This window comes from Chryseobacterium sp. 'Rf worker isolate 10' (assembly GCF_050753305.1).
Classification (GTDB): domain Bacteria; phylum Bacteroidota; class Bacteroidia; order Flavobacteriales; family Weeksellaceae; genus Chryseobacterium.
Window position 1 is genome coordinate 844,635 of record NZ_JBOZOF010000002.1, and the last position, 25,249, is coordinate 869,883.

The window sequence follows — 25,249 nt, forward strand, 5'->3', positions numbered from 1 at the left end:
TTATATCAAATTACTATTCGAACTATTTCACTATAAACTGCATCGTCACCTGATCCAGTTTCAAAATATAAACTCCCTGTCCAAGATTTCTTGTTTTAATAGAATTTCCATTTCTGAAAGGCTGATCAATTGTCTGAAGAGTCTTCCCCTGAAGATTATAAATCTCAGCTTTTTTTACTTTCTGAAGATCTCCTTTTACAAAAATCTCCTGATTCGTGATAGGGTTTGGAGAAATTTTAAAACTGTTAGAACCGGTTTCTGCAGGCGCACTTTGAGTCATTTTTGCTGAAGAACCGGAATAGCAAGTCCAGGCAAGGTCATCTATAGCAACCCTGTTACTGGTTGAATTGTTAACAAGGCTTATCACTACATTTCCGGAAATATTGATATTGTTGATGGTTGTAGTTGCTGCTGAAGCACTGTAAGAAATTGTTCCTACACTTGTTCCATTCACTTTTACATCAAAAGTATCATTACTCCCTGTAAACTTAAGTTGTGTAGTGACTGTCAGAGATCCAATACCATTCGCAGAACTGCTCGAAGTTAGTGAACCGTTTCTTACCGTAATCGCTTTATTATTGAGAGTCTGATCAGTTCTTGCATCCGTTGCCGTCCATGAAATACCGCTATTGCTCCAGGTTCTGCTGGAATAAGACGCGCTCGCTGCCGGAATTGTTTCAAAATTTTCATTCGCACAATTGGTAGCTGGAGTCGTTGTTCCGAAGTTGGTAGTACCGGAAACAGTAGAACTGTTCGAAGAAGAATTTCCTGCTGCATCTTTCGCTACAACATAGAAGCTGTAAGTAGTTGAAGGAGTCAGTCCTGAAATGGTTGCTGAAGTTGAGCTTGTTGTAGTTTTCAGGTTTCCATTCATATAAATAGAATAGGCAGTAACACCTACATTATCCGTAGAAGCGTTCCATGAAAGAGAAATGCTACTGGAAGTTTTTCCTGAAACATTCAGGCCTGCTACTGTAGTCGGAGCCTGAGTATCACTTGCCGGCTGTTGAGAACCCCAGATTTGATTCACATAACTAGGATTATCAATAAACGGATTTCTGTTTCCCTGATAAACATAAGACGCATTATTTCTCTTAATCTCAGCCTGAGAAACAGGATCCTGATTGTGCCAGGCCAGAAGAACATTCAGTTCCCATGTCTGCAATCCAGGGAAAGTAGAACTTCCCAGCATATTCCCTGACGAAAAAGAAGAAAGTTTGCTTTGATAGCGGGTTACAAAATAGAAAATCATACGGGCAACATCTCCTTTAAACTCATCAATCGGCTCGAAAACCGTCCCCGAATATCCTGAAGAAACTGATGTGCCAAGCTTTGATCCGTTCAGCGATGTAAAAGAAGCACTTCCAACCTTTCCGTAAGGATAGTTGCTTCTCATCCCATTCACTTTTCCGTCTGTAGCTCTGATAAAATGAATATCTGCAACCATGGGAGAAGCTTCGCTAAAAAGACTTTGAGGAATAACGTGCTCTCTATTATAGCAATTTCCTTCCGTAGAATACGTACCGCATTGGTTGGTTCCCGGAGTAAATTTGTAAGGATCAGTACCGTTAGGTTTTTCAGAATACATATCAAGGATAGAACCATCATTTTCATAGTCCTTATCAATATCAGTAGTTTTATAGGCTGTCCACAATCCGTTGTAGCCTTTATCCTGATGTCCGTTGGTGATAATGCTGCTTAATGCAGTTTTCAGTGCTGCGCCACTTAGCCCGTTGGCAGAATTGTAGTATCCGGCAGGAGCCTGGGCGTGCGAAAGTCCCGCGAATAAAGAGAATAAGATGATTTTTTTCATATCAATACAAGTTTAAGCAAGAATACCACATTTTTGTGAATAAAAAATTACGGAATCGTTAATTTTGAAATGTACTGCATGTAAGAAGTGATGAGTGATGAGTGATGAATTATGAATTATGCTGTGATCAAATATCTGTATCTGTATTCAATTCAATAGGAGTGGGCTTTAGCCCACTCATCAAATAAATCAGAATCCATATGGCTTTAGTCTAAACTTAAAACCTAATAAAAAAAGCCAGTACAAAAGTACCGGCTTATATAATGGATGACTTACATCTTATTTTCTTTGTTGTGGCGGATAATTTTTCATGATCTCAGCCATGATTTCAGGAATCTGTCTTTGTTTCGCTTTTGGTGAATCTACAGAAATTCCGCTTCCGATACCCTGCCAAACCAATTTGTTGGTTTTAGCATCAACCAGGTCTACAATCAGAGCCCCTTCATTATAATTCGTTGTCCAGGTTCTGTTCATACCAACGCCCCATCCAAATGGTCCGCCCCATCCCCACATTCCGTAAGGTGAAGCTGAATTAATATCGGTAACCTTCTTATGATTTGCTTTTACGTTGATAATCAGATCAGGATTTTCTCCCGATTGAAGACCTTTGCTCTGAAGCTGTCTGGACAGTTCGTTCAGCACTCTGTCTTTATCAATATCATTCAGTTTCAGATCATCAATTCTTATTTTATAGGTTTTGAAAGAATTGAAGTTGGCTGTTTCAGCATAATCTGAACGCACCTGAAAAGGACTACAAGAAGTTAGACCTAAAGTAGCAGATGCTAACAAAATAAAAATATATTTTTTCATTTTATTTATTTTTTTTATCACTTTTAATGAATGTATCAGTCTTTTTATCATACCCGTAAGGACAGTGTCTGCATCCGCTTTTACAGCAGTATCCTCTTTTCAGATGGAATTTTTCTGTAAAAACCTTGTACCCCTGTTCATTATAGTAGAAGTCTTCACCTTCTTTGATGTCATAATGGGCCATAAGTTAAACGCTAGTCAAAAAACTTTTTATATTTGTTACTATGATAATTGTGTGCCAAAAGCCTTTAAAAAAATTAAAAATTAATGGCATTGCTCTATTTCCCTTTATCTTCATTAGGAAACCCGAAGATAAGGAAAATAATGTTTTGATTAATCACGAAAAAATTCATTTAAGACAACAACTGGAAATGCTTGTTGTTTTCTTCTATGTTTTCTATGTTATTGAATATTATTATTGGTTTTTCAAGCTCAAAGACGGTTATCTGGCCTACAGAAGAATCTCATTTGAAAGAGAAGCTTACGCTAATGAAAAGAATCTGGATTATCTCAAAAAAAGAAAATTCTGGAGTTTTAGAAAATATATATAAATGTTTATAAATCCTATCGTAATGAGATTTATAAACATTATGTATTTTTGTTTTTAATATTTTGCTTTATTATTCTAAAAACAGATATATTGAATATAAGCTAATTTTTTGTATTGAATCAATAATAGCACGACAATTATTTTAATTGCTTTATAGATATATAATTGCTTAGATGTGATTGATTATAACCACTTCCTCCATTAAAGAATTTACTTGTAGATAAAGTAGCTCCGGTTCCATTATATGATAATTCTTTCAAGTAGAATGTTGCCGCAGCTGTAGTTTTAAGATAAAATGTTTTTAAAACAGTTGAATTTCTTGTATCAGCAGTTGTTGTTCCTTTGTTATTTTGAACATCAACACCGCCTATGATAGTTCCATTAGCATCACCAGCTATATTTTCAAAACTACTAATAGTTATTGGAGCTGTTGCAGGGGTATCAGTGAAATTAGTATTATTTAAAAAAATGACAAGGGAATAGGTTATTTCATACAATCCGGCGGGTAAAGTAAAACCTCCTGTTGATGAGTTGTAAGATCCTCCAAAATTAGCCATATCATTGAATGCAATATTATCAAAAGTAATATCATATTTTTTATTATTAACCGGCATTGACTGATCAACTGTTTTAAAGGCTAAAAATCTTGAGACAAAAGTTCCGGCAGCTGATCCTCCACAAAGGGAGCCCCATGAATTTGCTAAAGTAGAATAGGTCTGTAGACATCCTATAGTGGAATTAAAAATTTGCAACCCATCTGCAGGAGTAGTTATAGCATCCCTTTGAGCAGTTGTTAATCGGGGTATTAGCAATCCCTTAGAGTTAGAAGAAATTTCCAGAGCGGCTGTAGGATTAGGATTACTGGTATTAATACCAATTTGCGCTAAAGCAGTTACAGAAAAAAAGAGGGAAACCGAAGCTAAAATGAAATGTTTTGCTTTCATAATTTATTTAATTTGTGTTTTTATATATTTTTCCAATCAATATAAATTTCAAGTACTATAAAATCTTGATTAAATAAAATGAAATTTATAAAGCATGTGTGTTTTTCATGCAAATTTAATTAGTATATTGATTGTTTTGTGTAGATGTTTGTCTATTTGGGTTTTATTTTATGATTTATTCATTGTGTTGGGTTTTTTTATGGATTTCAATTAGTGATGATTCCAAATGATTTTAAAGAAAAGGTATTCTGGAGGTGAACTCCTTCCAGACAAATTAAAAATATTATTTTTGTTAAATAATTGGTAAAATGCTATTAAAACTTCCTACAGAACCTGTCCTCATTCAGGAAATTCCCATTCATAAAAACGTAAAACTATTCATTAAAAGGGAAGATCAGATTCATGCGCTGATTTCAGGCAACAAATACTGGAAGCTCTTTTATAATGTCAATCACTATCTCGAAAAAAATCCTGAGAATCCCTATATTATTACTTTTGGAGGTGCTTTTTCCAATCATATAGCTGCAGTTTCAGCAGTAGGGAGCCTGGCGGGTATTCCAACATTAGGAATTATAAGAGGAGAAGAATTGCAGCATAAATGGCGTGATAATCCTACTTTACTCTTTGCGAAAAGAAATGGAATGAACCTGAAATTTGTCACCCGTGAAGAATACCGGCACAAAGAAAAACTGACAGAATTCCTTCAGCAGGAGTTTCCGGACGCGTTAGTAGTTCCGGAAGGTGGTACTAATGAAGACGCTGTAGAAGGCGTGAAAATGATGCTCAACAAACAAACAAAAGATTTTGACTATCTTTGCACTGCAGTTGGAACCGGAGGAACCATTGCAGGAATTTCCAAATTTTGTGAAGACAATCAGAAAGTTATAGGATTTAAAGTCGTTGACGATGCTTCACTGGAAAATAAAATTTTTGAATTAACTTTGAGACAGAATTTTAATCTAATAGATTCATGTTTTGGAGGTTACGGTAAAATAAATGATGGAAACATCCGTTTTATCAATGATTTCAAAGAGAAATATGGTATTCCTTTAGAACCGATTTATACAGGAAAAATGATGGAGAAAGTTTTTGAACTGATTGAAGAAGATTATTTTCCTGAGAACAGCAGGATTTTGTGCTTTCATACTGGCGGATTGCAGGGAATTGAGGGAGCTAATCTGCTATTAGAAAAACAGAATAGAAATTTAATTATATAAGTAAAATTGAAAAACATGAAACACTTAGTGTTCCATCTTTCATTTTAAAACAATAAAAATTATAAGATGAAAAGACTTTTCCTATCCATAAGCCTTTTAGTTTTATCAAAATTTTCTGCCCAGACTTGGGCAACCGAAGATCAGTATATTCAGAAGTTTGCTAAATATGCCGTAGAAGAAATGGAAAAATATAAAATTCCTGCTTCTATTACCCTTGCCCAGGGATTATTGGAAACCGGGGGCGGGCAGAGCAGATTGGCACAGGAAGGTAAAAACCACTTCGGTATAAAATGTAAAGAAGACTGGACCGGTAAAACGATGAAACATACCGATGATGCACCCAACGAGTGCTTCCGTGTGTATGAAGATCCCAAACAGTCTTACGAAGACCATTCCGTATTTTTAGCCACCAGAAAATATTACACGAATCTTTTCAAGCTGGATATGAAGGATTACAAAGCATGGGCTTACGGATTAAAAAAAGCAGGCTATGCTACCAATCCGCGCTATGCATCCATTCTGATCACCAAAATTGAAAAGTACAAGCTGTACGAATACGACAATACCAATTCTAATGAAGTATTGTACGCTGTTCTTAAAATGTACCCGGATCTGAAAGACGACAGAACTTTCATGGCCCAGCTGGAACCCTCAAAAGCAACCAGAAAAACTAAAGAACCGGTTACCGTAGAAGTTCCTTACAAACAGACTTCTTACGCACAACAGCAAAAAAGAGTAGAGAGAATCAAAACGAAAGCAGAAATTCTTAACTCTATTCTTATCAAAAGCCACCCTAACGACGGGCTGAAATATATTGTCATTCCTGAAGATACAGATGTGAAATTCATTGCCAACAAATTCAAAGTAAGCGAAAGCAGACTGATGAAATGGAATGAACTGGAGAATGAAACGTTAAAGAAAAATGATATCGTTTTCCTTGAGTCCAAAAACTCTACAGGAAATACAGCTACCTATAAAGCAGAATCCGGAGAAGATATGCATGATATTGCACAGAAATTCGGAATCAAATTAAATAAATTATATGCTAAAAACAGAATGGATGAAGGACAACAGCCATCTGCAGGACAGCTGATTTATTTAATAGACAAAAAACCGCGAAACTAATAACGATTCCAAGACCATGAGAATATTAAATGCGAAATCTAAATATCTGTCGATATTTCTGATATTCATATCGTGTATAATATTTTCTCAGGAGCAAAATTATATTCCTTACAGAAAAGGAAAACTGTGGGGATTGTGTGATACCAACAAATTTATAGTTGTACAGCCGCAATATAGCAGTATAAGCAGCTATGACGAATCCATAAGAGGGTTTCATGCAGAACAAAACGGGCGATTTGGTATCATAGACAGAAATTCAGTGATGGTCATGCCATTTATTTCTAACCTACCTATATCTTTAGAGGGCGATAAATATCTGGTTTTTGATGGATGGGATTATTATTACTATTCCATTAAAACAAAAATGCGTCTTGACAAATATATTAAGCAAGAAAGTTATCCTGTAAGAGACCGTGGCTGGGAAAATTATAATCCACTTTACAGAAATAATGCAAAATTGACATTAAGCTGGGATGATCTTGATGATGACGATCTTGATATGCTGGAGCCCTATGATAATGATGGCTATCAATTGAATTATAAGGATAGTTTTTTGGAGATAATGTCGGGGGATGTCTATATTGGAATTTATATTCCTAAACTTAAGAAACTAATCCTCAATACACCGGATATGGCATATGTGGGATGGCAGTTTTATAAAGGAAAACCCTATATTTTTACAACCAGCACCTCAGGCCTTTTCGGATTGGTAGATGAAAACCTGCGGGAAATTTATCCCATACGGTATAATATGATCAAACTGATAGATGACAGCCAATTAGTTATTCTTTCAGAGCCTGATCCGAATAATCATAAGAATGTAATTTTCACGACAATTCTTCCCAATAATAAGGTTTTATATGGAAAGTTTGAACCAGCCATGACACTTTGGAAAAATGGAAATCCTTTTCAGATATATTACACGGTAATTGATGGGCTGAAGAACTATGCAGGAGAAGATGGAACCCCTTACTTTGAGGGTTAAACAATAAAATAAAAGAAAAAATGAAGTATCAAAGAAGTTCGGCTTTATTTGATGAAGCCTACAAATACATTCCGGGAGGGGTAAACTCTCCGGTAAGAGCATTCAAATCCGTAGGAGGAGTGCCTGTTTTTATGAAATCGGCAAAAGGAGCCTACCTTACCGATGCAGATGACAATACTTACATCGATTACATCAACTCGTGGGGTCCAGCTATTTTAGGACACACCCATCCTGAAGTATTGGAAGAACTGAAAATACAGGCAGAGAAAGGATTCTCTTTCGGAGCTCCTACAGAACTGGAAACAGAAATTGCAAAATTCATTATTGAAAATGTCCCGAATATTGACCAGATCAGAATGGTTTCTTCAGGAACAGAAGCATGTATGAGTGCCATCAGACTGGCAAGAGGATATACAGGAAGAGATAAAATCGTAAAATTTGAAGGCTGTTATCACGGGCATTCAGATTCATTTCTGATCAAAGCCGGAAGTGGTGCTGCTACATTCGGAAATCCAAATTCTCCAGGGGTAACTGCCGGAACAGCAAAAGATACTTTGTTAGCCCGTTATAATGATTTTGAACAGGTTGAAGATTTATTCCGTCATAATCAGGGAGAAATTGCAGCTGTAATTATAGAACCGGTTGCAGGAAATATGGGGTGCGTATTACCAGAAAATGATTTCTTACAAAAGCTGAGAAAAATCTGTGATGAAAACGGAGCTTTATTAATCTTCGATGAGGTTATGACTGGTTTCAGACTGGCATTTGGAGGAGCTCAAGAACTTTTCAATGTAAAAGCAGATTTAGTGACTTACGGAAAAGTAATCGGAGGAGGTCTTCCGGTAGGAGCTTTCGCAGGAAGAAATGAAATTATGGACCATCTGGCACCCAAAGGAGGAGTTTACCAGGCGGGAACATTAAGTGGAAATCCTCTGGCCATGAGAGCCGGATTAAAAACACTTCAGCTTATTAAAAATGATCCTGAATTTTTCAGCAGATTAGAGAAGACAACAGAAACATTAGATTTTGAAATCGGGAAAATTCTGAACGAAAAAGGAATCGCTCACAGAATCAACAGAAAGGGTTCTATGATGTCTGTATTCTTCCATATTAAAAGCGTTTCCAACTTTGATGAAGCACAGGAAGCAAATCATTCTTTGTTTAATAATTTCTTCCACCAGATGCTTCAGAATGGAGTATATCTTCCGCCAAGTGGCTACGAAACATACTTCATCAGTGATGCCATCAAAGATAGAGAGATTGACATGACGCTTGAAGCTGTAAGAAAATTTGAATACTCTAATAAGTAAATATAAATAGAACCGGATTTTACATCCGGTTTTTTTATGCAAAAGAATTTCATGTTTCTTCGTAATGGATAAAGAGCTTGATAAAATATCCATAATGTTTGTCACTCCGACGGAGTCTCAACAAAGTAAAACAACATAATCTGGATTCCTACGGAATGACAATTGCCATGGATACCTTTTTATAGTAATATGAAAATATAAACCGGGTATTTTAGCAAGTAAACACTACAAAGCATAAATCATACAGATTTTGTAATAAACTATACACCTCGTTCAGAGTACTTCTTTTTAATTTTGTATCAAATAGATTGGAAATGAAGGCCTCAGACAATAATATTTCCCGCAAGGACTTTATCCGGAACTCGGCTTTGGCTGTGGCGGGGCTCACTTTAATCCCAAATATCATGACTGCATCCCCTTTCTCTGATGAAAAAAATATGTCAGCAAAAGGAAAAATGAGCCTTAAAAATGTTTGTTTGGAAACAGGTTTTGAATACAAGGATGGGGAAGTAGCCTCCACCAAAACAGATCTGTTTTATGTAGAAGTTGAAAACGGAAAAATCACAAAGATTAGTCCTAATCAACCCAATGCTAAAGCTGTGGATGCAAAAGGACTATTGATGCTTCCTGCATTTAAAGACATGCATATTCACCTTGATAAAACCTTTTATGGAGATCAATGGCAGGCTGTAAGAAAAAGGACAGGAGGTATCAAAGGTATGATAGAGCTGGAGCAGAAAATGCTTCCTGAGATGTTGAAGAACTCCACCTTTAAAGCAGAGAAACTGATTGAGTTATTACAGTCTAAGGGAACTTCCTATGCAAGAAGCCACGTGAATATTGAACCAACTTCAAAACTTCAGTCATTAAAAAACCTGCAGAAAGCTTTAGAAAATAAAAAGAAAAGCTTTGGAGCGGAATTGGTTGCCTTTCCACAGCATGGAGTGTTTTATACGGATTCTGTGCCTTATCTGAAAGAAGCGGCAAAGATGGATATTGATTTTATCGGAGGAGTAGACCCGTTCAATATCGATGGAGACATTGAAAAAGTGGTAGATTTTACTGTTCAGCTTGCTCTGGATAATAAAAAAGGAATAGATATCCACCTGCATGAAACCGGAGATTCCGGATTGAAAACGGTAGAGTATCTTATTAAAAAAGTAAATGAAAACCCTGCTCTGAAAGGGAAGGCTTATTTAAGCCACTGTTTTATTCTGGCTAAATTAGAAGCGGCAAAACAGGAAGAGATCGCTGAAAAATTAGGTGAAGCACAGATCGGAATTGTTTCTACAATCCCTTTTGGCAGAATGATTATGCCTATACCAACGCTTTACAAACATAATGTAACCGTTCTTACCGGAAATGACAGTATTGTTGATCACTGGAATACTTTCGGAACAGGAAGTGTACTTCAGAAAGCTAATTTAATGGCTCAGTTGTATGGATATTCAACAGAATTTTTATTATCAAGGAGTTTAAAACTGGCAACAGGAAATATACTGCCGTTAGATGATAAAGGAATCCAGCAATGGCCAAAATCTGGAGATACAGCAGATTTTGTATTAATCAACGCAAGTTGTTCAGCAGAAGCGGTATCAAGAATTTCAAAGGTGGAATCATTGGTGCACGATGGAAATATTGTCTTTTAATCCAACCTACAAAGCGATAAATAAATTTATATATTTTAGTTGTGTTTTTTGTAACCGCAAAGGGTGTAAAAGTTTTACGGGGGAAAGCCAGAGAATTTAGTAAGATTTTCGTAGACAGCCACAGAATGCAGATGGAAGCAGAAGATGGAGTGGTTTAGATAAAACTTTTGTTCCTTTTGTGGTTATTTTAGTTTTCTCTCACAAATTTTAGTAATTTTAGGAGAAAATCAGGCAGAGTGAGCAGCCATACGGATCATTTTCCTATTTTAGGAATTCAGGAATTTAGTGAAAATCAGCTGAAAGGCTGTAATCTGCTGTTCAATGAACTTTCGGGGGCACGTTCCATTGATGATCCCCACAAGCATGATTTTTTTATCATCAATCTTTTTGAGCAAGGAGCCGGCTCACATACCATAGATTTTACAGAATATCAAGTGAAGGATTATCAGATTCATCTTGTTTTTCCGGATCAGGTGCACCAATGGATCATTGAAAAGGAAACCATAGGATATCAGCTGATGATCAGCAGAGAATGGTTTGAAAGTTTTCTGCCTTCGTTAAGATTTTCTGCCTCCTATTACCAGAATCATCCGGTAATCAATCTTTCCAAAGAAGTTTTTGAAACTTTTCTGTATGAATTTCAGGAAATCAAAAAAGAGCTGAACGGTGAAAAAGTATTTTGGGAACTGATTCAGAAAAGAAGTGAATTGATCGGTTTGCTGGTGAGTAAATCTGTGGAGGGGGCTTTCAAAGATTTTGAAATCTATAACTCAAATCCTATTATTTCAAAATTCCTGAATCTTATTGATGAACATTTTAAAACAGAAAGATCCGTTTCTTTCTATGCGGATAAACTGAATATCTCTGCCAATTATCTGAATATTGTCTGCAAAAAAAATCTCAATGCTTCGGCTTCATCGCTTATTCAGGACCGTATTTTACTGGAAGCAAAAAGACTTTTAAAAGTTTCCGAAATGTCTGTAAAAGATATCGTGTATGATCTCGGTTTCTACGATCATGCCAGCTTTTCCAAATTCTTTAAAGCACAGACGGGGATGACGCCTTCCCAATTCAAAGAATAATCTGTACAAAACAAGACATAATTGATACACCGGTTTTACCTTCAGACCGGGTTAATTTTGTATTGTTAAATTTAAAATCATGCAATTTCCCTATCAATTAACTGCAAAAGGAAAATATTCCCTTAAGAATGTCCGCCTGGAAACAGGTTTTGAATACGAAAATGAAGAAGTTATCGGAACAAAAACTGATCTTTTCAGTATTGAAATTGAAGACGGAAAAATAAAAGCAGTCAAAGCCAATGATCCTGCGTCCAAAGCGATAGATGCTAAAGGATATCTGATGCTTCCGGCATTCAGAGATATGCACATCCACCTGGATAAAACTTTGTATGGTCTCCCTTGGCAGGCACTTTCTCCAAAAAGAAGAACGGTGAAAGATATGATTGCTTATGAACAGGAAATCATTCCGGAATTGCTGAAAACTTCCGTAAGCAGAGCGGAACAGCTGATCAGTCTGCAGCAGCATTACGGAACTCATTTTGCGAGAACCCATTTCAATATTGATCCTACATCAGGATTGAAATCTTTGGAGCATCTTGAACAGGCTCTTGAAAATAAAAAAGATTCTTTCAAAGCTGAACTGGTAGCCTTCCCACAGCATGGAGTTTATTATACGGAATCTGCTCCTTTGATGAAAGAAGCAGCCCAACTCAGAAGTGTAGGATTTATCGGTGGATTGGATCCATTGAGTATTGACGGAAGCATTGAGAAAGTAATGGACTTTACAGTTCAGCTGGCTCTGGATCACAATAAAGGAATTGATATCCACCTGCATGAAGTAGGAGAGTCCGGGATGAAAACGATCAATTATCTGATTGATAAAGCAATCGAAAATCCGGCACTTCAGGGAAAAACATTTGTAAGTCATGCATTTGCTTTAGCTCATCTTTCACCCAAAGAAACAGAGCATATTGCCGAAAGGCTGGCTACAGGAAAAGTGGGAATCGCTTCTTCTGTTCCTTTTAAAGGAACAGTAATGCCTATTCCAACCCTGAAAAAATATGGAGTGAATGTATTAATTGGAAATGATAATGTACAGGATTACTGGAGCACTTTCGGATCCGGGAGTATGCTGCAGAAAGCCAATCTGATTGCAGAATTGTATGGTTATGCCACAGAATATGCATTATCAAGAGCCTTGCAGTTTGCGACTCAAAGTATTCTTCCTCTGGATGAAAAAGGAAAGCAGCAATGGCCTAAAGCCGGAGATGAAGCTGCCATTGTTCTTGCAGACGCTTCATGTTCTGCAGAAGCCGTTTCCAGAATATCTGAAATAAAGGCCCTGATGAATGACGGGAACTTATTTTGGAGAAATTAATCTGAAGTATATATATTTTTATACACTTGTTTTTTGTAACTGCCATCGGAAGCTTTTCTGGTGGCTTTTTTTGAATTATGAATTATAAATGATGAATGATGAATGATGAATGATGAAGTTTTGGGGTTTGGGATTCATGATACCGTCATTAGGGTTGTGAATTTTGTGATTTCTTATCTTCAATTCAATAGGAACCGGCTATTATCCTGAGCATAGTCGAAGAGAGACCGTTTAGTTTAAATAAAAATTCTTATGGTTTTAGCCAAAGCCTATTAATAAAATCCATGGTCAAATTAAAAAAAAATACTGTTCATATTCCCTTTTTCTATTTTTACAATGTGAACACCTATTCATATTCAGAATTCTTAATATTTGTAATATTCAATAATAACTATAAAAAAAGCCCTCGGAAAATACTTCCGAAGGCCTTCTATTTGAAATTAAATCTAAGTACTATATGTTATAAGTTGAAGTTCGTCCAACCTGCATACCAAGTATCGTTGGCATCCTTTACAGCACCTTTGTAAGTTACCTGAGTGAACCAAGTAGCTAATTTAGGATTAGTAAACGCTCCTCCGGTTAATAGTGGAGAACCTGCACTAGGAGTAAAGTTTGGTGTAGTTCCTGCAGGAGCCCAAGCACCAGCAAGTTTTACATCAGCAGTAGAAGCAAGGATTGTATTTCCTTTAGCATTAAACCAAGTTGTAAGATCGTTTAATGTATACGTTGTCGGAGTAGATGTAGACGGTCCGAATTTTAAAGGAGTCTGGTTTCCTGCTAAAACATTGTTTTCAAAGAATAATTTGTTACCTACAATATTGTTATCCGTTGGAGCACCTTTTGTAGCATCAATGAATAAACCTACAGGGAATCCTGTGAATACAGAGTTGAATACAGAGATAGAAGAGTTTCTTCTGATCTGTAATGCATTCTGGAATAATGCGTTGATAGATCCAGGAGCCGCAGAGTTGATTGGCCCGATGATCGTCATGTTAGAGAATGTTGCTGAAGTTTGAGGCGTTAAAGTAGAACCGTTAGCATCATTATCAGATTCAAAAGCGTTAGAACCTGAAACGTCTGCTACCTGAGAATCTCTTACTGCAATACCAAACTGAATATTTCCTGAGAAACCGTTATCTGTATCGAAATCATCATCAAGACCTTTGTAAGAAATAAGGTGAGAACAGTTTACTGTTCCTCCGAACCATTCAAAACTGTCATCATTAGCATAAGCAACTTCTACGTAGTCTACTGTAGTTCCGTTACCTACGCCACCGAACGTAAGTCCGTTGATCTCTTTATCCGGTAAGAATGCATATCCTGCATATTCTATTCTTACATATTTTAATACACCACTGTTGTCAGCAGCATTATTTCCACCGTAAAGTCCAAGACCTTCAGAGTTGTTGATCCCTCCTTCAATCTCTCCAACTCCGTTTGCTCCACCGAAAGAAGCATTAGTAGGAGCATTTCCTAAGATTACTACACCTGCCCAGTCTCCTCTTTTAGGACTTGGTTTTTCAGAAGTGAAGATAATTGGATTGGCAGCAGTACCTTCTGCCATGATTTTACTTCCTTTTGTAATGATCAAAGCTCCGTTTTTATCAGCTTCACCTACAATCTTTGTACCTGGCTCGATAGTTAAAGTAGCTCCGTTAGTTACATATACTAGTCCTCTTAGCTTATAGATTTTATTGGCTTTAAGCGTAAGGCTGGAAGTGATCTTTCCTGAAAGAATAAGGTTTTCAGTATCTCCGTTTCCGTTACCTCCATTTTGAATAATGGTAGGTCCATCTTCTTCTATATTTCTACATGCGGTAGTTGAAACTAGAGCGCCAAGCATTAAAGAATATAAAACGAACTTTTTCATGTTATAAAGAATTAAATTATTTATTAGATTATTTTGTTGAGTGAATTAAAAATTGTATCCCAGTGTTAAACTGATATTGGTTCCTGAAAGTCTTTCAATAGCAAGAGCATCTTTGTTATCATACTTACCGTTGTCGTTCAGGTCATGGTAGAATTTTGCACGACGGTTCAGGATATCTGAAACATTCAGCTTGATCTCTCCCTTGTTGCTCCAGATCTTTTTAGCAAGCTGGAAGTCTAAAAGAGGTCTTGGTGCTTCCCAGATTGGTGGTACCTGATCGTTTCCTACATAAAGGATTCTTCTTCCGATCATGTTGAATAAAACTGTAGAAGACCATCCTGATTTTTCAGTATCATACTGAAGGCTTACGTTAACAGTATAAGGAGATTGTCCCTGCATTGGTCTGTCAATCTTAGTAGCTTCGTCTGTTACTTTGTTTTTAATTAAAGCTACGTTTCCACCCAGCGTAAAGTTTTTAAGAGCACTTAAAAAATCCAGTTTTTTTCTTACTTCCAATTCTACTCCGTAAGCATCAGCTTTATCTACGTTAAGGTAGTTGAAGGTATTACTGGTTCCTACCCCAGACTGGTTGAAGTATAATTCGATAGGTTTTTTAAAGTTTTTATAGAAACCAGCCACGGATATGATTTCTCCGTTTCTTGGATAATATTCCCAACGAACGTCAGCACTCGTGATTTTAGTTCTTTCAATAGATTTATTACCGATTACAGTAGCTCCAAGGTCAAAATCATAATATGCTAAAGGAGAAACCTCTCTGAATTCCGGTCTTACAACAGTTTGTGAACCTGCAAGACGGATATTCATTTTAGGATTTACCTTGAATGTTAAGTTAACAGCTGGTAAAAAGTCTGTAACACGTGTGTTGACAAAACGGTCATCACTTTTCTTCGTGCTTCCTACCAATTGGTCAAAGTTTTCAACTCTTAATCCCCAAACTGCTCTTAACCATGGTGTAAAGTTATTGTCGAACTGTAAATATCCTGCGTTAAGGATCGTATTCGCAATATATCTGTATTGATTTCCTGCAATTTCATCAAATGTAAACCCACCATTACCACCGAAATTCTCAGGATTGAAAATGGTTTCGAAAGGTTGAGAAAGTAATCCCTGGTTGAATTTTTCAAGTCTTACAGAGAATGGTCTTGAGTTGTATATTCTGTCTTTTACCTGGAATAAATAACCTCCTTTGATTGTTTGTTTCTGGCCAAACATCGTGAATGTCTTAGAGATATCACCTCCTGCATTATATAGATAATCACTTAAAGTAGAGTAGAATACACTTCCTGATTTTTGAGAAAGACCATTAGAAATCAATGCTAAATATGGACTTCCTGTCATGTTTGTGTATTGGTTATACTGCAAACGCTGTAGCAAAGGAATATACTGATCCAGAATCCCGAAGCTTCCGTACCAGTTTACGGTAAGACCGCCAAGAGCATCTATTTTATGAGTACCGGTAAGGGTAGAGTTATAGAAAGTAGTTTCTTTAAATCCTATCTCCCTTGCCATAATATTGGTTCCGTTGATCGGATCGAATTCAAAGTCCTTACCAGTTCTGAAGGACATGTGGTTCACCGTATTATTAGTGATGATATTCTTTAGGGAAATTTTATTGTTGCTGTTTAGCTTTAAAGCTAAGTTCAACATTCCTCCTAAAATAATATCATTGCTGTATTTTTCTGTAAAATAATCGAAGTTGGTATCAGCAAGCTGGTCGTTGATGGTAAAGAAACGGTTGGTAGACTCAGTTCTTCTTTTGCTGTTACTGTAGTTTAAAACTGCAATTACCCCTAAGTCTTTTCCGAATACTTTGGTATTAAATCCTCCGTCTAACTGTAAACTGATATTTTCAGGATAACCGATACTGTTGTATCCCAAATTCTTTGTGTATCCTTTACCTATTTCTGTTTTCTGACCTTCAGTAAGAATGCTGAATGCATTTTTTGCAGGCATATTGCTAGGAAGCTTTCTGTAACCGTCATCAATTCCTAAAAAGTCCCATTTTCCTCCTTTCTGCATATGGAATTCCTGTCCCATCGTAGCTGTATTTCCTCCTACACCTACCTGTACATTGAAGAAATTCTTATTAGGTATATCCTTAGTATTTACCTGAATCAATGCACCTCCCCATTCTCCGGTATATTCAGGAATGAAAGTTTTGTTGATAACAAGAGTTTCGATAACGTTTGCCGGGAAAAGATCAAAAGAGAAAGTCTTTCTGTCTGGTTCCGTACTGGATAACTGAATACCATTTAACATCGCCTGGTTGTAACGATCTGATAAACCTCTTACTACGATATATTTTCCTTCAGATAAACTCACCCCGGAAACTCTTTTCAGAACTTCACCCGTGTTTCTGTCCGGACTTCTTTTAATGGCTTCAACACCGATAACCTGAGAAACTACACCGGCGTTTTTCTGTAAACCGATGGTAGAGGCTATGGTTTCTTTTCTTGCGTTTGATTTTATGACAACTCCCTCGATTTCTTTTTCTTTAGTAGAGGGCTTATCCAGAACGATATCAAGATGAGTATTACCTTCATTTTTAATGATAACCTCGCTGATCTCTTTTCTGTTATACCCATTGGAGCTTACCGTTACAATGTAATTGGTACCAGGGGAAAGGTTGATAGAGTAGTATCCGGAAATGTCAGTAGTTACCTCCTGTCCATTTACTTTTACTTTTACCCCTTCTATAGGAGTGTTATCTTTCTCGTCCAATACCCTACCTTCCAAAATTTGGCTTTGTGCAAAAGCATAGCCAGCAGAAAACAAGGCAAGTAGCATAATGCTCTTGTGGAGTTGTTTTTTCATTTTACTTCTTTTACTTCTTTTTCAAGGGCAAAATAAAGGCTAAGTTTTTAGGAAAACTTTAGGATAATCTTAATTAATTGTGAAGTTTGTATTAACGGATGGATAGATTTTACAGTTATCAATGTTTTATTTATATAATTATAATTTTTGATTTAATTTTAAATATTATTCCTTATATTTGATTTGTGTGTATTTATTGGTTAGTTTTTTTATTGATTTTATAATTTTAGGTTAAAATGTAGTTTTTTAATAATTAGTTAACATTTGGCGAATAGATAAAATCAATTGAAATAATTAATTTTGTGGGAATTCTTAAACTAGAAGATGAGCAAAAAAATTCTTTTAATAGACGATGAACTGGACATTTTAGAGATTCTGTCTTACAATTTGGAAAAGGAAGGGTATGATATCTATACAGCTACCAACGGTAACGAAGGTATAGAAAAAGCAAAGGAAATTGTTCCGGACCTTATCTTATTAGATGTCATGATGCCTGAAAAAGATGGTATAGAAACCTGTCAGGAACTTCGTAAAGTGAAAGAACTTCAAAAAACACTTATTGTGTTCCTTTCTGCAAGAAGCGAAGAATTTTCTCAGTTAGCAGGTTTTCAGGCGGGTGCCAATGATTACATCGTAAAACTGATCAAACCGAAAATCCTTATCTCTAAAGTAAATGCATTATTACAGCTGACTTCTCAGGTGTCTGATAATGCAAAACTAATCGAAATCGGAGACCTTGTTATCGACAAAGATAATTTCAGAGTTTCCAAAAGCGGACAGCAATTTCTTCTTCCCAAAAAAGAATTTGATTTGCTTTACCTTTTGGCTTCCAATACTGAAAAAGTTTTCAAGAGAGAAGAAATTCTGGAAAAAGTTTGGGGTAATGATGTGATTGTAGGAGAGAGAACTATTGATGTTCACATTAGAAGGCTTAGAGAAAAATTAGGAATCAATACGATTCAGACATTAAAAGGGATTGGATACAAACTGATCGTTTAATTCGCTAAAAATCTTAACTTTACGTTCAATCATTAAAACGTTGTAAAATTGAAATTTTACAGACTTACCCTCGTTGCCTCCTGTCTGCTGACACTGGTAATGTTCCTTTTAGTAGTCGTATTCGACTCACTGAAAGATATCTATTATGAGACCCCTTTGTTTAAAACGGGTCTTTTCATCTGTATTGTCCTGATCTTTATGATCAACTGTGTGGTATTGGAACTCCTTTTCAATTACTACAGCAGAAAACAGGTTAAAGGCCTTTCCGGGTTTCTTCCGCAGGAAATAGTGCAGAATCATGACGAAAATATAACCATCAAAGAATTAGGAGAAAGATTTTCAGATCTCAATCAGCAGCAGGTATCAGAAATTGATATGATGAAAGAGATGGAAAGCTACCGTAAAGAATACATCGGAAATGTATCCCATGAGCTGAAAACCCCTCTGTTTTCTATCCAGGGATATGTAGAAACTCTTAGAGACGGTGGAGTAGACAACCTTACCATCAGAGATAAATACCTGGAGAGGATAGATATATCTGTAGAAAGACTGATCGCTATCGTGAAAGATCTGGATATGATCAACAGGCTGGAAGCCGGCGAAATTAATCTTACCGTTTCAAAATTTGATGTCAACCTTCTGATCAAAGAGATTTTTGACCTTCTTGATCTTGAAGCTGAAAAACGAAATACAACATTACAGATTCAGACCCTTCATCCGCAGATCTTTGTGGAGGCTGATAAACAAAAGATTTCCCAGGTTTTTATTAATCTTATTTCTAATGCGATTCATTATGCCAACAGACAGGAAGCAAAAGTAATCGTAAAAACCAGTGTCCTGAAAAATAAGGTACTGATAGAAGTTATAGACAACGGAATGGGAATCAAATCTGAAATTCTTCCAAGAATCTTTGAAAGATTTTACCGTGTAGAAACCAGCAGAAGCAGGAGAGAAGGCGGTTCCGGGCTCGGATTGGCCATCGTAAAACACATCCTTGAAGCACATAACGAAAATATTACCGTAGAAAGTGTCTACCTTGAAGGGACAAAGTTCAGTTTTATGCTTGAAAAAAGTAAATAATTCCGGCAAAATGTAAGAAAAAAAAATATTTTAAAAAATCCTGAAATATTTTTTTGTCACATGTCATTTATTATATATTTGCAACAGAGATTTATCATAATTATAAAGGCAAAAAAGTAATTTAAGAAACTGATATGGTTTACAAAATCCGCGTAATATTAGATGCGAAAGAGGATATTTTCCGTGATATCGAAGTTAAGGGAAAACAAACGTTATGGAACTTACATTTAGGAATTAAAAGTGCATTCAGTCTGCAGGGAGATGAGCTTTCTACTTTTAATCTGTTAGAAGATGACGGAACAATCGTAAAAAGTGTCCCATTAGAAGATATGAGTGATGATGGTGATGGTGAGATTATGTCAGATGTTTACATTGATGAAGCTTTTGCAAATGTAGGCGACAAAGCACAGTTCCAGTACGGACTTCTTGATCTTTGGGAGTTTTTCTGTGAGCTTGTAGAAGTAATTGAAGAAACAAAAGGAGTTAATTATCCTATCACAGTATACAGATTTGGAAACGTTCCATTGAAAGCACCTAGCAAAAACGGAAGTGCCGGAGGATCTAAAAAGAAATCAGCAATGCCTTTGGCAGATGACGAGTTTGGTTTTGATGATGATTTTGGAGCAGGAGGAAATTTCTCAGATGAAGACGATGACAGCTTTGATGATGAGGAAGAAGAAGACTACAATGACGATGTCTTTGATGATGAAGATGACAATGATGACGAAAGATAGTCAACAAAATATATCAGCCCTGGATTTTGATCCGGGGCTTTTTTTATAGTGAAAAGATAAAATAGCAAAAAGAGAATTTATAAATAAACTGATTTTGTCATTTCCCCTTTCCACCCAAAAAACAATTCTTACTTTTGCTAAAAATAGATTGATGAAAAAATTAATTTTATTAGCTGTAATTGGTCTGGGAATTGTTTCCTGTACCACTCAAAAAAATACAAGGAAGATGACAGAACTGCCAAAAGATTGGAAACATAACACAAATATCTACGAAGTAAACATAAGACAATATACTCAGGAAGGAACTTTCAAAGCATTTGCAAAAGAAATGCCCCGCCTGAAATCTATGGGAGTAAAAACACTCTGGTTTATGCCTATTACCCCAATTGCACAGCAGAATAAAAAAGGAAGTATGGGCAGCCCTTATGCAGCTGCAGATTATACTTCCATTAACCCCGAATTCGGCACCCTGCAGGATTTTAAAGATATGGTGAATGAAGCCCACAGATTAGGATTTAAAGTAATCATAGACTGGGTGGCCAATCACACAGGCTGGGATCATGTGTGGACAAAAACACATCCCGAATTTTATCTGAAAGATCCGGATGGTAAATTTCATATTGCTTCCGGAATGGATGATATTATAGAATTGGATTATAAAAATCCGGAAATGCGTCTGGCCATGATAGATGCCATGAAATACTGGGTACAGGAAACCAATATTGATGGTTTCCGATGTGATCTTGCTTCATGGGTAGAAGTAGATTTCTGGCAGCAGGCACGTCCTGAAGTAGAAAAAGTGAAACCTCTTTTCTGGCTGGGAGAATTCGATGAATTGGAAAGTCCGGAGTATGGAAAAGTTTTCGATGCCAGCTATTCATGGAAATGGATGCACAAGTCTGCAGATTATTACAAAAAAAATGAACCTCTTCAGGAATTGAAGGATCTTCTGAGACAATATTCCAATATCGGAGATGCTTCAATGAGAGCATGGTTTACAGCAAACCATGATGAAAACTCATGGAACGGAACTGAATATGAAAAATATGGAGTCATTACAAAACCTATGGCAGTATTCTCCGCAACATGGAACGGTGTACCGTTATTATATTCAGGTCAGGAGCTCCCAAATATGAAAAGACTGGAGTTTTTCGAGAAAGACGTTATCAAATGGACGAATACTTATCAGACAGCCGGTTTCTATAAAACATTATTGGATTTAAAAGCTTCCAACCCGGTTTTAAGAGGCGGTGATCCTAATGTGACTACATATCTTCTCAATACCACAGCCAATGATAAGATTCTGGCCTTTGTAAGAAAAAACGGAAAAGATGAAGTATTGGTTGTTTTAAATATGTCAAAAGAACCTGTCAATTTTTCAATTGAAGACGAACATGTATCAGGAACATTCAGAAATGTTTTTGATAAAACCAAAAGAGATTTCAGCAATGGAAAAGACTTCAGTTTCAAGGTTTCTGATTATGCCGTATTTGAAAAATAAACAATATAGCCTCTGAATTACTGGCTTAAACTGTAAAATCTTAATGAAAAGTCTTTAAAGGTACTCAATTCCCCTCCTCCGGAGGGGTGTCAAAATCATAGATTTTGACGGGGTGGTTTTTACCATTCATCATAAAACAACGACCATTGCAATGAACAAACAGGAAATAATCAATATTATTAAAGCAAAAGCTGCCGACAAAATCCAGTATTTTGAAATCCTTATCGCAGAAACACGAGCTTCCAACAACGATACGAAAAGCTCAATGGGTGACAAATATGAAACGGGCAGAGAAATGCTTCAGCAGGAAATTAATAATCTTCAAAGGCAGCTTAATGAAGTATTGAATCAGCAGGCAGTTTTGCAGAAAATAACATCTGATCCTTCAGAAAAAGTTCAGAATGGCGCATTGGTAAAAACTGATAGAGGATTGTTTTATATCGCTGTCTCCATGGGAGAAATTGTTTTTGAGAAACAGAAAATCATGACGGTTTCGGCAGAGTCACCTTTGGTAAAAGTGATGTATGGCAAAAAAGCAGGAGAAACATTTACGGTGAATACCATTCATCAGACCATTGAAAATATATGGTAAAATTAATTCTGTTAGATTACAGATATACAGTTGTTTAATAGAAAATAGACATAACCCCTATAAAAAGCATTCATAAAAGTGAGTGCTTTTTTTGTTGGTTTTTACTAAATTTGGAACTTAAAATCTCATTCAAAATGCAAAACTACCTGGACCTTTTACAGCATATTTTAGACAACGGAACTGATAAAACCGACAGAACAGGCACTGGAACAAGAAGTGTATTCGGATATCAGCTGAGATATGATCTGTCTAAAGGATTTCCTTTGGTAACCACAAAAAAAGTGCATTTAAAATCCATTATTTATGAGTTGCTTTGGTTCCTGAAAGGAGAAACCAATATCAAATATCTTAAAGATAACGGAGTAAGCATCTGGGATGAATGGGCAGATGAAAATGGAGATCTGGGACCGGTATATGGAGCACAGTGGAGAAGCTGGAGTGGAGCAGACGGAAAAGTGGTTGATCAGATCACAGAAGTAATTGACCAGATTAAAAAGAACCCTGATTCCAGAAGACTGATTGTATCAGCATGGAATGTTGCAGAAATTCCGAACATGGCTTTGGCGCCTTGCCACGCTTTGTTTCAGTTTTATGTAGCAGATGGTAAACTTTCTTTGCAGCTGTATCAGAGAAGTGCAGACGTATTCCTTGGAGTACCGTTTAATATTGCAAGCTATGCTTTGCTGTTGATGATGGTAGCACAGGTTTGTGATCTGGAAGTAGGGGATTATGTTCACAGTTTTGGTGATGTTCATATTTACAATAATCACTTTGAGCAGGTGAACAGACAGCTTGGAAGAGAACCTAAGTCACTTCCTGCTATGAAGCTGAATCCAGACGTTAAAAACATCTTTGATTTTGATTTTGAAGACTTCACATTAGAAAACTATGATCCACATCCAGGGATTAAAGCTCCTGTAGCAATCTAGTATTTTTTCTAATATTTTTTTTATTCTGATATTTCTATTACTTTTGGAATTGTTAAAAAACCAATGTAATTGGAACACTTATGAAAGAAAAAAGAAATAATTATCAGATATTATTGAATATCTTGATTATTGTTCACAGCCTTTATATCTGCCTGTCTGTTTTTAAAGAAAAAGTACTACTCACAGATGATCTGGCAAGGGTATATGAATTAAAAACTGTTTCAGGGTCCTATTTCAGTTATATTTATTCCTTTCTGGATTCTGTAACCATGGCAGCAAGACCTGTCTCGGGACTGGTGACGGGAACTCTGTTCTATCTGGTAAAAAATAATGAATCTTTATATTTTTTAGGACTTCTCTTTTTTCCACTTTCATTAGCAGTGCTGTATTGGGTCGCTAAAAATATATTCTCCAAAGAACTGGCCAGCCTGATTATTCTGTTATACTCAATCTCTATAATAGGTACAAGTATTCAGTTTTCCTCCCTCATGCTGAATTCAAACCTGGCCACTATTTTCTTCTCTTTAAGCATTTATTTTGCGTACGTCCGGAAATGTATTGTAGTCAGTTCTATTTGCTTTATAGCTTCAGTGCTGAGTTATGAAATATTTTTACCTTTAATACTGATCAATCTTTTCATGATTAAAGAAAATAGAAAAAGAATTCTATTTGCAGTACTTACATTGGGCGCAATTGTGATCTTTAGAAAAGTTATCCAGCCTAATATATTTGAACACTCCTATCAAAGAGATAATGTCAATAAAGTATTTGAGATTAAAAGAGTGATGTTTGTGATCGTTCTTTCCTTAAAAATGTTTTTCTATGACTTCTTTGTTGGTATTTATAAAGGAGTATTGCATTTAAGAAAAATGAATGTTTTAGAATTAATCATTTCGGTAATCATACCTTTTGTAGTCTATAAAGTATTCTATAATTTCGACTTTAAAAATAAATCACATAATTTCAAAAAATTATGTATCTTTTCTTTGATTTCCATACTGCTGGGGCTGAGTATTTTTCTTCTCTCTTCCTATATTCCTACACTTTTCGGATTTGAAAACCGAAATCTGGGAGCTATAAGGCTTTTTTATACCCTGTTTATTATTTCAGGTGTAATCTGGTTGTCTGTACAACTGAAATTACAGCAGAAAACAATCCGTATTTTTCTATCAGCAATAGCGTTTTTATTTATTATTACCAATATCAGCGTAAAAGATTCATGGATCTATGCCACTAAGTTTAATAATGAATTATTTGGTAAATTGAACACTGCGCTCAAAGAAAATCATATTGAAAGCGGCGTAATCTGCCTTGAATATGGGATGTCTGAAGAGCTTAAATCCAATCCTGATTTTACTCTAAGAGAACCTATTTTCTACAAAGCTTGGGAAAGCCCTCAATTGTGCAGGATGAATGGCATTGACCCTCTCCGGATTCGGGTAGATAACATATATGATAATCCCGATTGTAAGGTGAAATTTCTTTACAAAAACGGGAAAATGATTCTTACAAAATAATCAGTACCACAAAAATCTTGATATAAAAGCCTAATCAAGCTTCCTTTTAGTAATTGTTTCTTACATTTGAAAGAACAACTCTGGTATTCAATCTTTGAAAGGAGATAGGTAGTATAATTGTAAACTAATTTCAAATGCTAAAAAAATTATGAAGTATTTAAAAATTAATATAGAAGAAAATGCAGACATTGAAGCCCTGAAAAATGCAGTACTTCAATTGAAAGGAGTTGCGTCAGCAGAAATCATTGATGACGAAAATCCGGAAAGTGAACTGAAAAAAGCCTTTGCCAAAACAAAGGAACAGCTTAAAACGGGTGACTATGAAACTTTAGTCAATGATATTTTCGACATCATCATCAAAAAATAATTCTAAAAAATAATAAAGTAGA

General features: G+C 36.0%; 22 protein-coding genes. 16 read left to right on the forward strand and 6 right to left on the reverse strand.

The genetic code is table 11. The features are described 5' to 3' along the window. Window positions 1-22: 22 nt before the first annotated feature. The 3 genes from LKL37_RS13845 to LKL37_RS13855 form a co-directional block, all read right to left on the reverse strand. Window positions 23-1,813: an endonuclease gene (locus tag LKL37_RS13845; protein ID WP_431611126.1), complete on the reverse strand. Its 1,791-nt coding sequence runs from the start codon at window positions 1,811-1,813 to the stop codon at window positions 23-25. A 279-nt stretch (window positions 1,814-2,092) separates the two neighbouring features. Beyond that, the gene (locus LKL37_RS13850; RefSeq protein WP_431611127.1) at window positions 2,093-2,623 is read right to left on the reverse strand and encodes a DUF4136 domain-containing protein; all 531 of its coding nucleotides are present in this window, start codon (window positions 2,621-2,623) and stop codon (window positions 2,093-2,095) included. A 1-nt stretch (window position 2,624) separates the two neighbouring features. Further along, window positions 2,625-2,807, reverse strand: coding sequence for a DUF5522 domain-containing protein (locus LKL37_RS13855; RefSeq protein ID WP_047434227.1), 183 nt, complete (start codon window positions 2,805-2,807; stop codon window positions 2,625-2,627). A 40-nt stretch (window positions 2,808-2,847) separates the two neighbouring features. Between LKL37_RS13855 and LKL37_RS13860 the strand changes: the two genes are divergently transcribed. Further along, window positions 2,848-3,174 carry a hypothetical protein gene (locus LKL37_RS13860; protein ID WP_431611128.1) on the forward strand — a complete coding sequence of 109 codons (327 nt, stop codon included), beginning with the start codon at window positions 2,848-2,850 and terminating at the stop codon, window positions 3,172-3,174. 136 nt (window positions 3,175-3,310) lie between these two features. On the opposite strand, the gene LKL37_RS13865 is transcribed toward LKL37_RS13860, so the two are convergent. Further along, the gene (locus LKL37_RS13865; protein WP_431611129.1) at window positions 3,311-4,117 is read right to left on the reverse strand and encodes a hypothetical protein; all 807 of its coding nucleotides are present in this window, start codon (window positions 4,115-4,117) and stop codon (window positions 3,311-3,313) included. A 308-nt stretch (window positions 4,118-4,425) separates the two neighbouring features. Here LKL37_RS13865 and LKL37_RS13870 point away from each other — a divergent pair, with 308 nt between their 5' ends. From LKL37_RS13870 to LKL37_RS13900, 7 genes are all read left to right on the forward strand, one after another. Further along, window positions 4,426-5,334: a 1-aminocyclopropane-1-carboxylate deaminase/D-cysteine desulfhydrase gene (locus LKL37_RS13870; protein ID WP_431611130.1), complete on the forward strand. Its 909-nt coding sequence runs from the start codon at window positions 4,426-4,428 to the stop codon at window positions 5,332-5,334. Window positions 5,335-5,400: 66 nt separating this feature from the next. Then, window positions 5,401-6,459: a glucosaminidase domain-containing protein gene (locus LKL37_RS13875; protein ID WP_431611131.1), complete on the forward strand. Its 1,059-nt coding sequence runs from the start codon at window positions 5,401-5,403 to the stop codon at window positions 6,457-6,459. A 16-nt stretch (window positions 6,460-6,475) separates the two neighbouring features. Continuing rightward, complete coding sequence (locus tag LKL37_RS13880; protein ID WP_431611132.1) at window positions 6,476-7,444, forward strand: hypothetical protein; 969 nt, start codon at window positions 6,476-6,478, stop codon at window positions 7,442-7,444. Window positions 7,445-7,464: 20 nt separating this feature from the next. Beyond that, complete coding sequence (gene hemL, locus LKL37_RS13885; protein ID WP_431611133.1) at window positions 7,465-8,754, forward strand: glutamate-1-semialdehyde 2,1-aminomutase; 1,290 nt, start codon at window positions 7,465-7,467, stop codon at window positions 8,752-8,754. A 314-nt stretch (window positions 8,755-9,068) separates the two neighbouring features. Continuing rightward, a complete protein-coding gene (locus LKL37_RS13890; RefSeq protein ID WP_431611134.1) occupies window positions 9,069-10,403 on the forward strand; it encodes an amidohydrolase in 1,335 nt (444 codons plus the stop codon). A 236-nt stretch (window positions 10,404-10,639) separates the two neighbouring features. Further along, a complete protein-coding gene (locus LKL37_RS13895; protein WP_431611135.1) occupies window positions 10,640-11,485 on the forward strand; it encodes an AraC family transcriptional regulator in 846 nt (281 codons plus the stop codon). Between the two features lie 79 nt (window positions 11,486-11,564). Then, a complete protein-coding gene (locus tag LKL37_RS13900; RefSeq protein ID WP_431611136.1) occupies window positions 11,565-12,803 on the forward strand; it encodes an amidohydrolase in 1,239 nt (412 codons plus the stop codon). Window positions 12,804-13,263: 460 nt separating this feature from the next. Here the strand turns inward: LKL37_RS13900 and LKL37_RS13905 are convergent, their stop codons facing one another. Together LKL37_RS13905 and LKL37_RS13910 are read right to left on the reverse strand one after the other, a co-directional pair. Beyond that, entirely contained in the window at window positions 13,264-14,673 is a 1,410-nt protein-coding gene (locus LKL37_RS13905) for a hypothetical protein (protein ID WP_431611137.1), read from the reverse strand. A gap of 45 nt (window positions 14,674-14,718) precedes the next feature. Continuing rightward, window positions 14,719-17,508 (reverse strand): TonB-dependent receptor domain-containing protein, encoded by a 2,790-nt coding sequence (locus LKL37_RS13910; RefSeq protein WP_431611138.1) that lies wholly within the window; start codon window positions 17,506-17,508, stop codon window positions 14,719-14,721. 324 nt (window positions 17,509-17,832) lie between these two features. On the opposite strand from LKL37_RS13910, the gene LKL37_RS13915 reads away from it, so the two are divergent. From LKL37_RS13915 to LKL37_RS13950, 8 genes are all read left to right on the forward strand, one after another. Next, complete coding sequence (locus LKL37_RS13915) at window positions 17,833-18,507, forward strand: response regulator (protein WP_002977493.1); 675 nt, start codon at window positions 17,833-17,835, stop codon at window positions 18,505-18,507. A gap of 48 nt (window positions 18,508-18,555) precedes the next feature. Next, entirely contained in the window at window positions 18,556-19,587 is a 1,032-nt protein-coding gene (locus tag LKL37_RS13920; protein ID WP_105701743.1) for a sensor histidine kinase, read from the forward strand. Between the two features lie 134 nt (window positions 19,588-19,721). Next, window positions 19,722-20,321: an IS1096 element passenger TnpR family protein gene (locus LKL37_RS13925; RefSeq protein WP_105701742.1), complete on the forward strand. Its 600-nt coding sequence runs from the start codon at window positions 19,722-19,724 to the stop codon at window positions 20,319-20,321. Between the two features lie 151 nt (window positions 20,322-20,472). After that, the gene (locus LKL37_RS13930) at window positions 20,473-21,822 is read left to right on the forward strand and encodes an alpha-amylase family glycosyl hydrolase (protein ID WP_431611139.1); all 1,350 of its coding nucleotides are present in this window, start codon (window positions 20,473-20,475) and stop codon (window positions 21,820-21,822) included. A 151-nt stretch (window positions 21,823-21,973) separates the two neighbouring features. After that, on the forward strand, window positions 21,974-22,414 hold the full coding sequence (locus LKL37_RS13935) for a hypothetical protein (RefSeq protein WP_431611140.1): 441 nt from the start codon (window positions 21,974-21,976) through the stop codon (window positions 22,412-22,414). A gap of 134 nt (window positions 22,415-22,548) precedes the next feature. Continuing rightward, window positions 22,549-23,343, forward strand: coding sequence for a thymidylate synthase (locus LKL37_RS13940; protein ID WP_431611141.1), 795 nt, complete (start codon window positions 22,549-22,551; stop codon window positions 23,341-23,343). Between the two features lie 80 nt (window positions 23,344-23,423). After that, window positions 23,424-24,860 (forward strand): hypothetical protein, encoded by a 1,437-nt coding sequence (locus tag LKL37_RS13945; protein WP_431611142.1) that lies wholly within the window; start codon window positions 23,424-23,426, stop codon window positions 24,858-24,860. A 148-nt stretch (window positions 24,861-25,008) separates the two neighbouring features. After that, window positions 25,009-25,227, forward strand: coding sequence for a hypothetical protein (locus tag LKL37_RS13950; RefSeq protein WP_431611143.1), 219 nt, complete (start codon window positions 25,009-25,011; stop codon window positions 25,225-25,227). Window positions 25,228-25,249 lie beyond the last annotated feature (22 nt).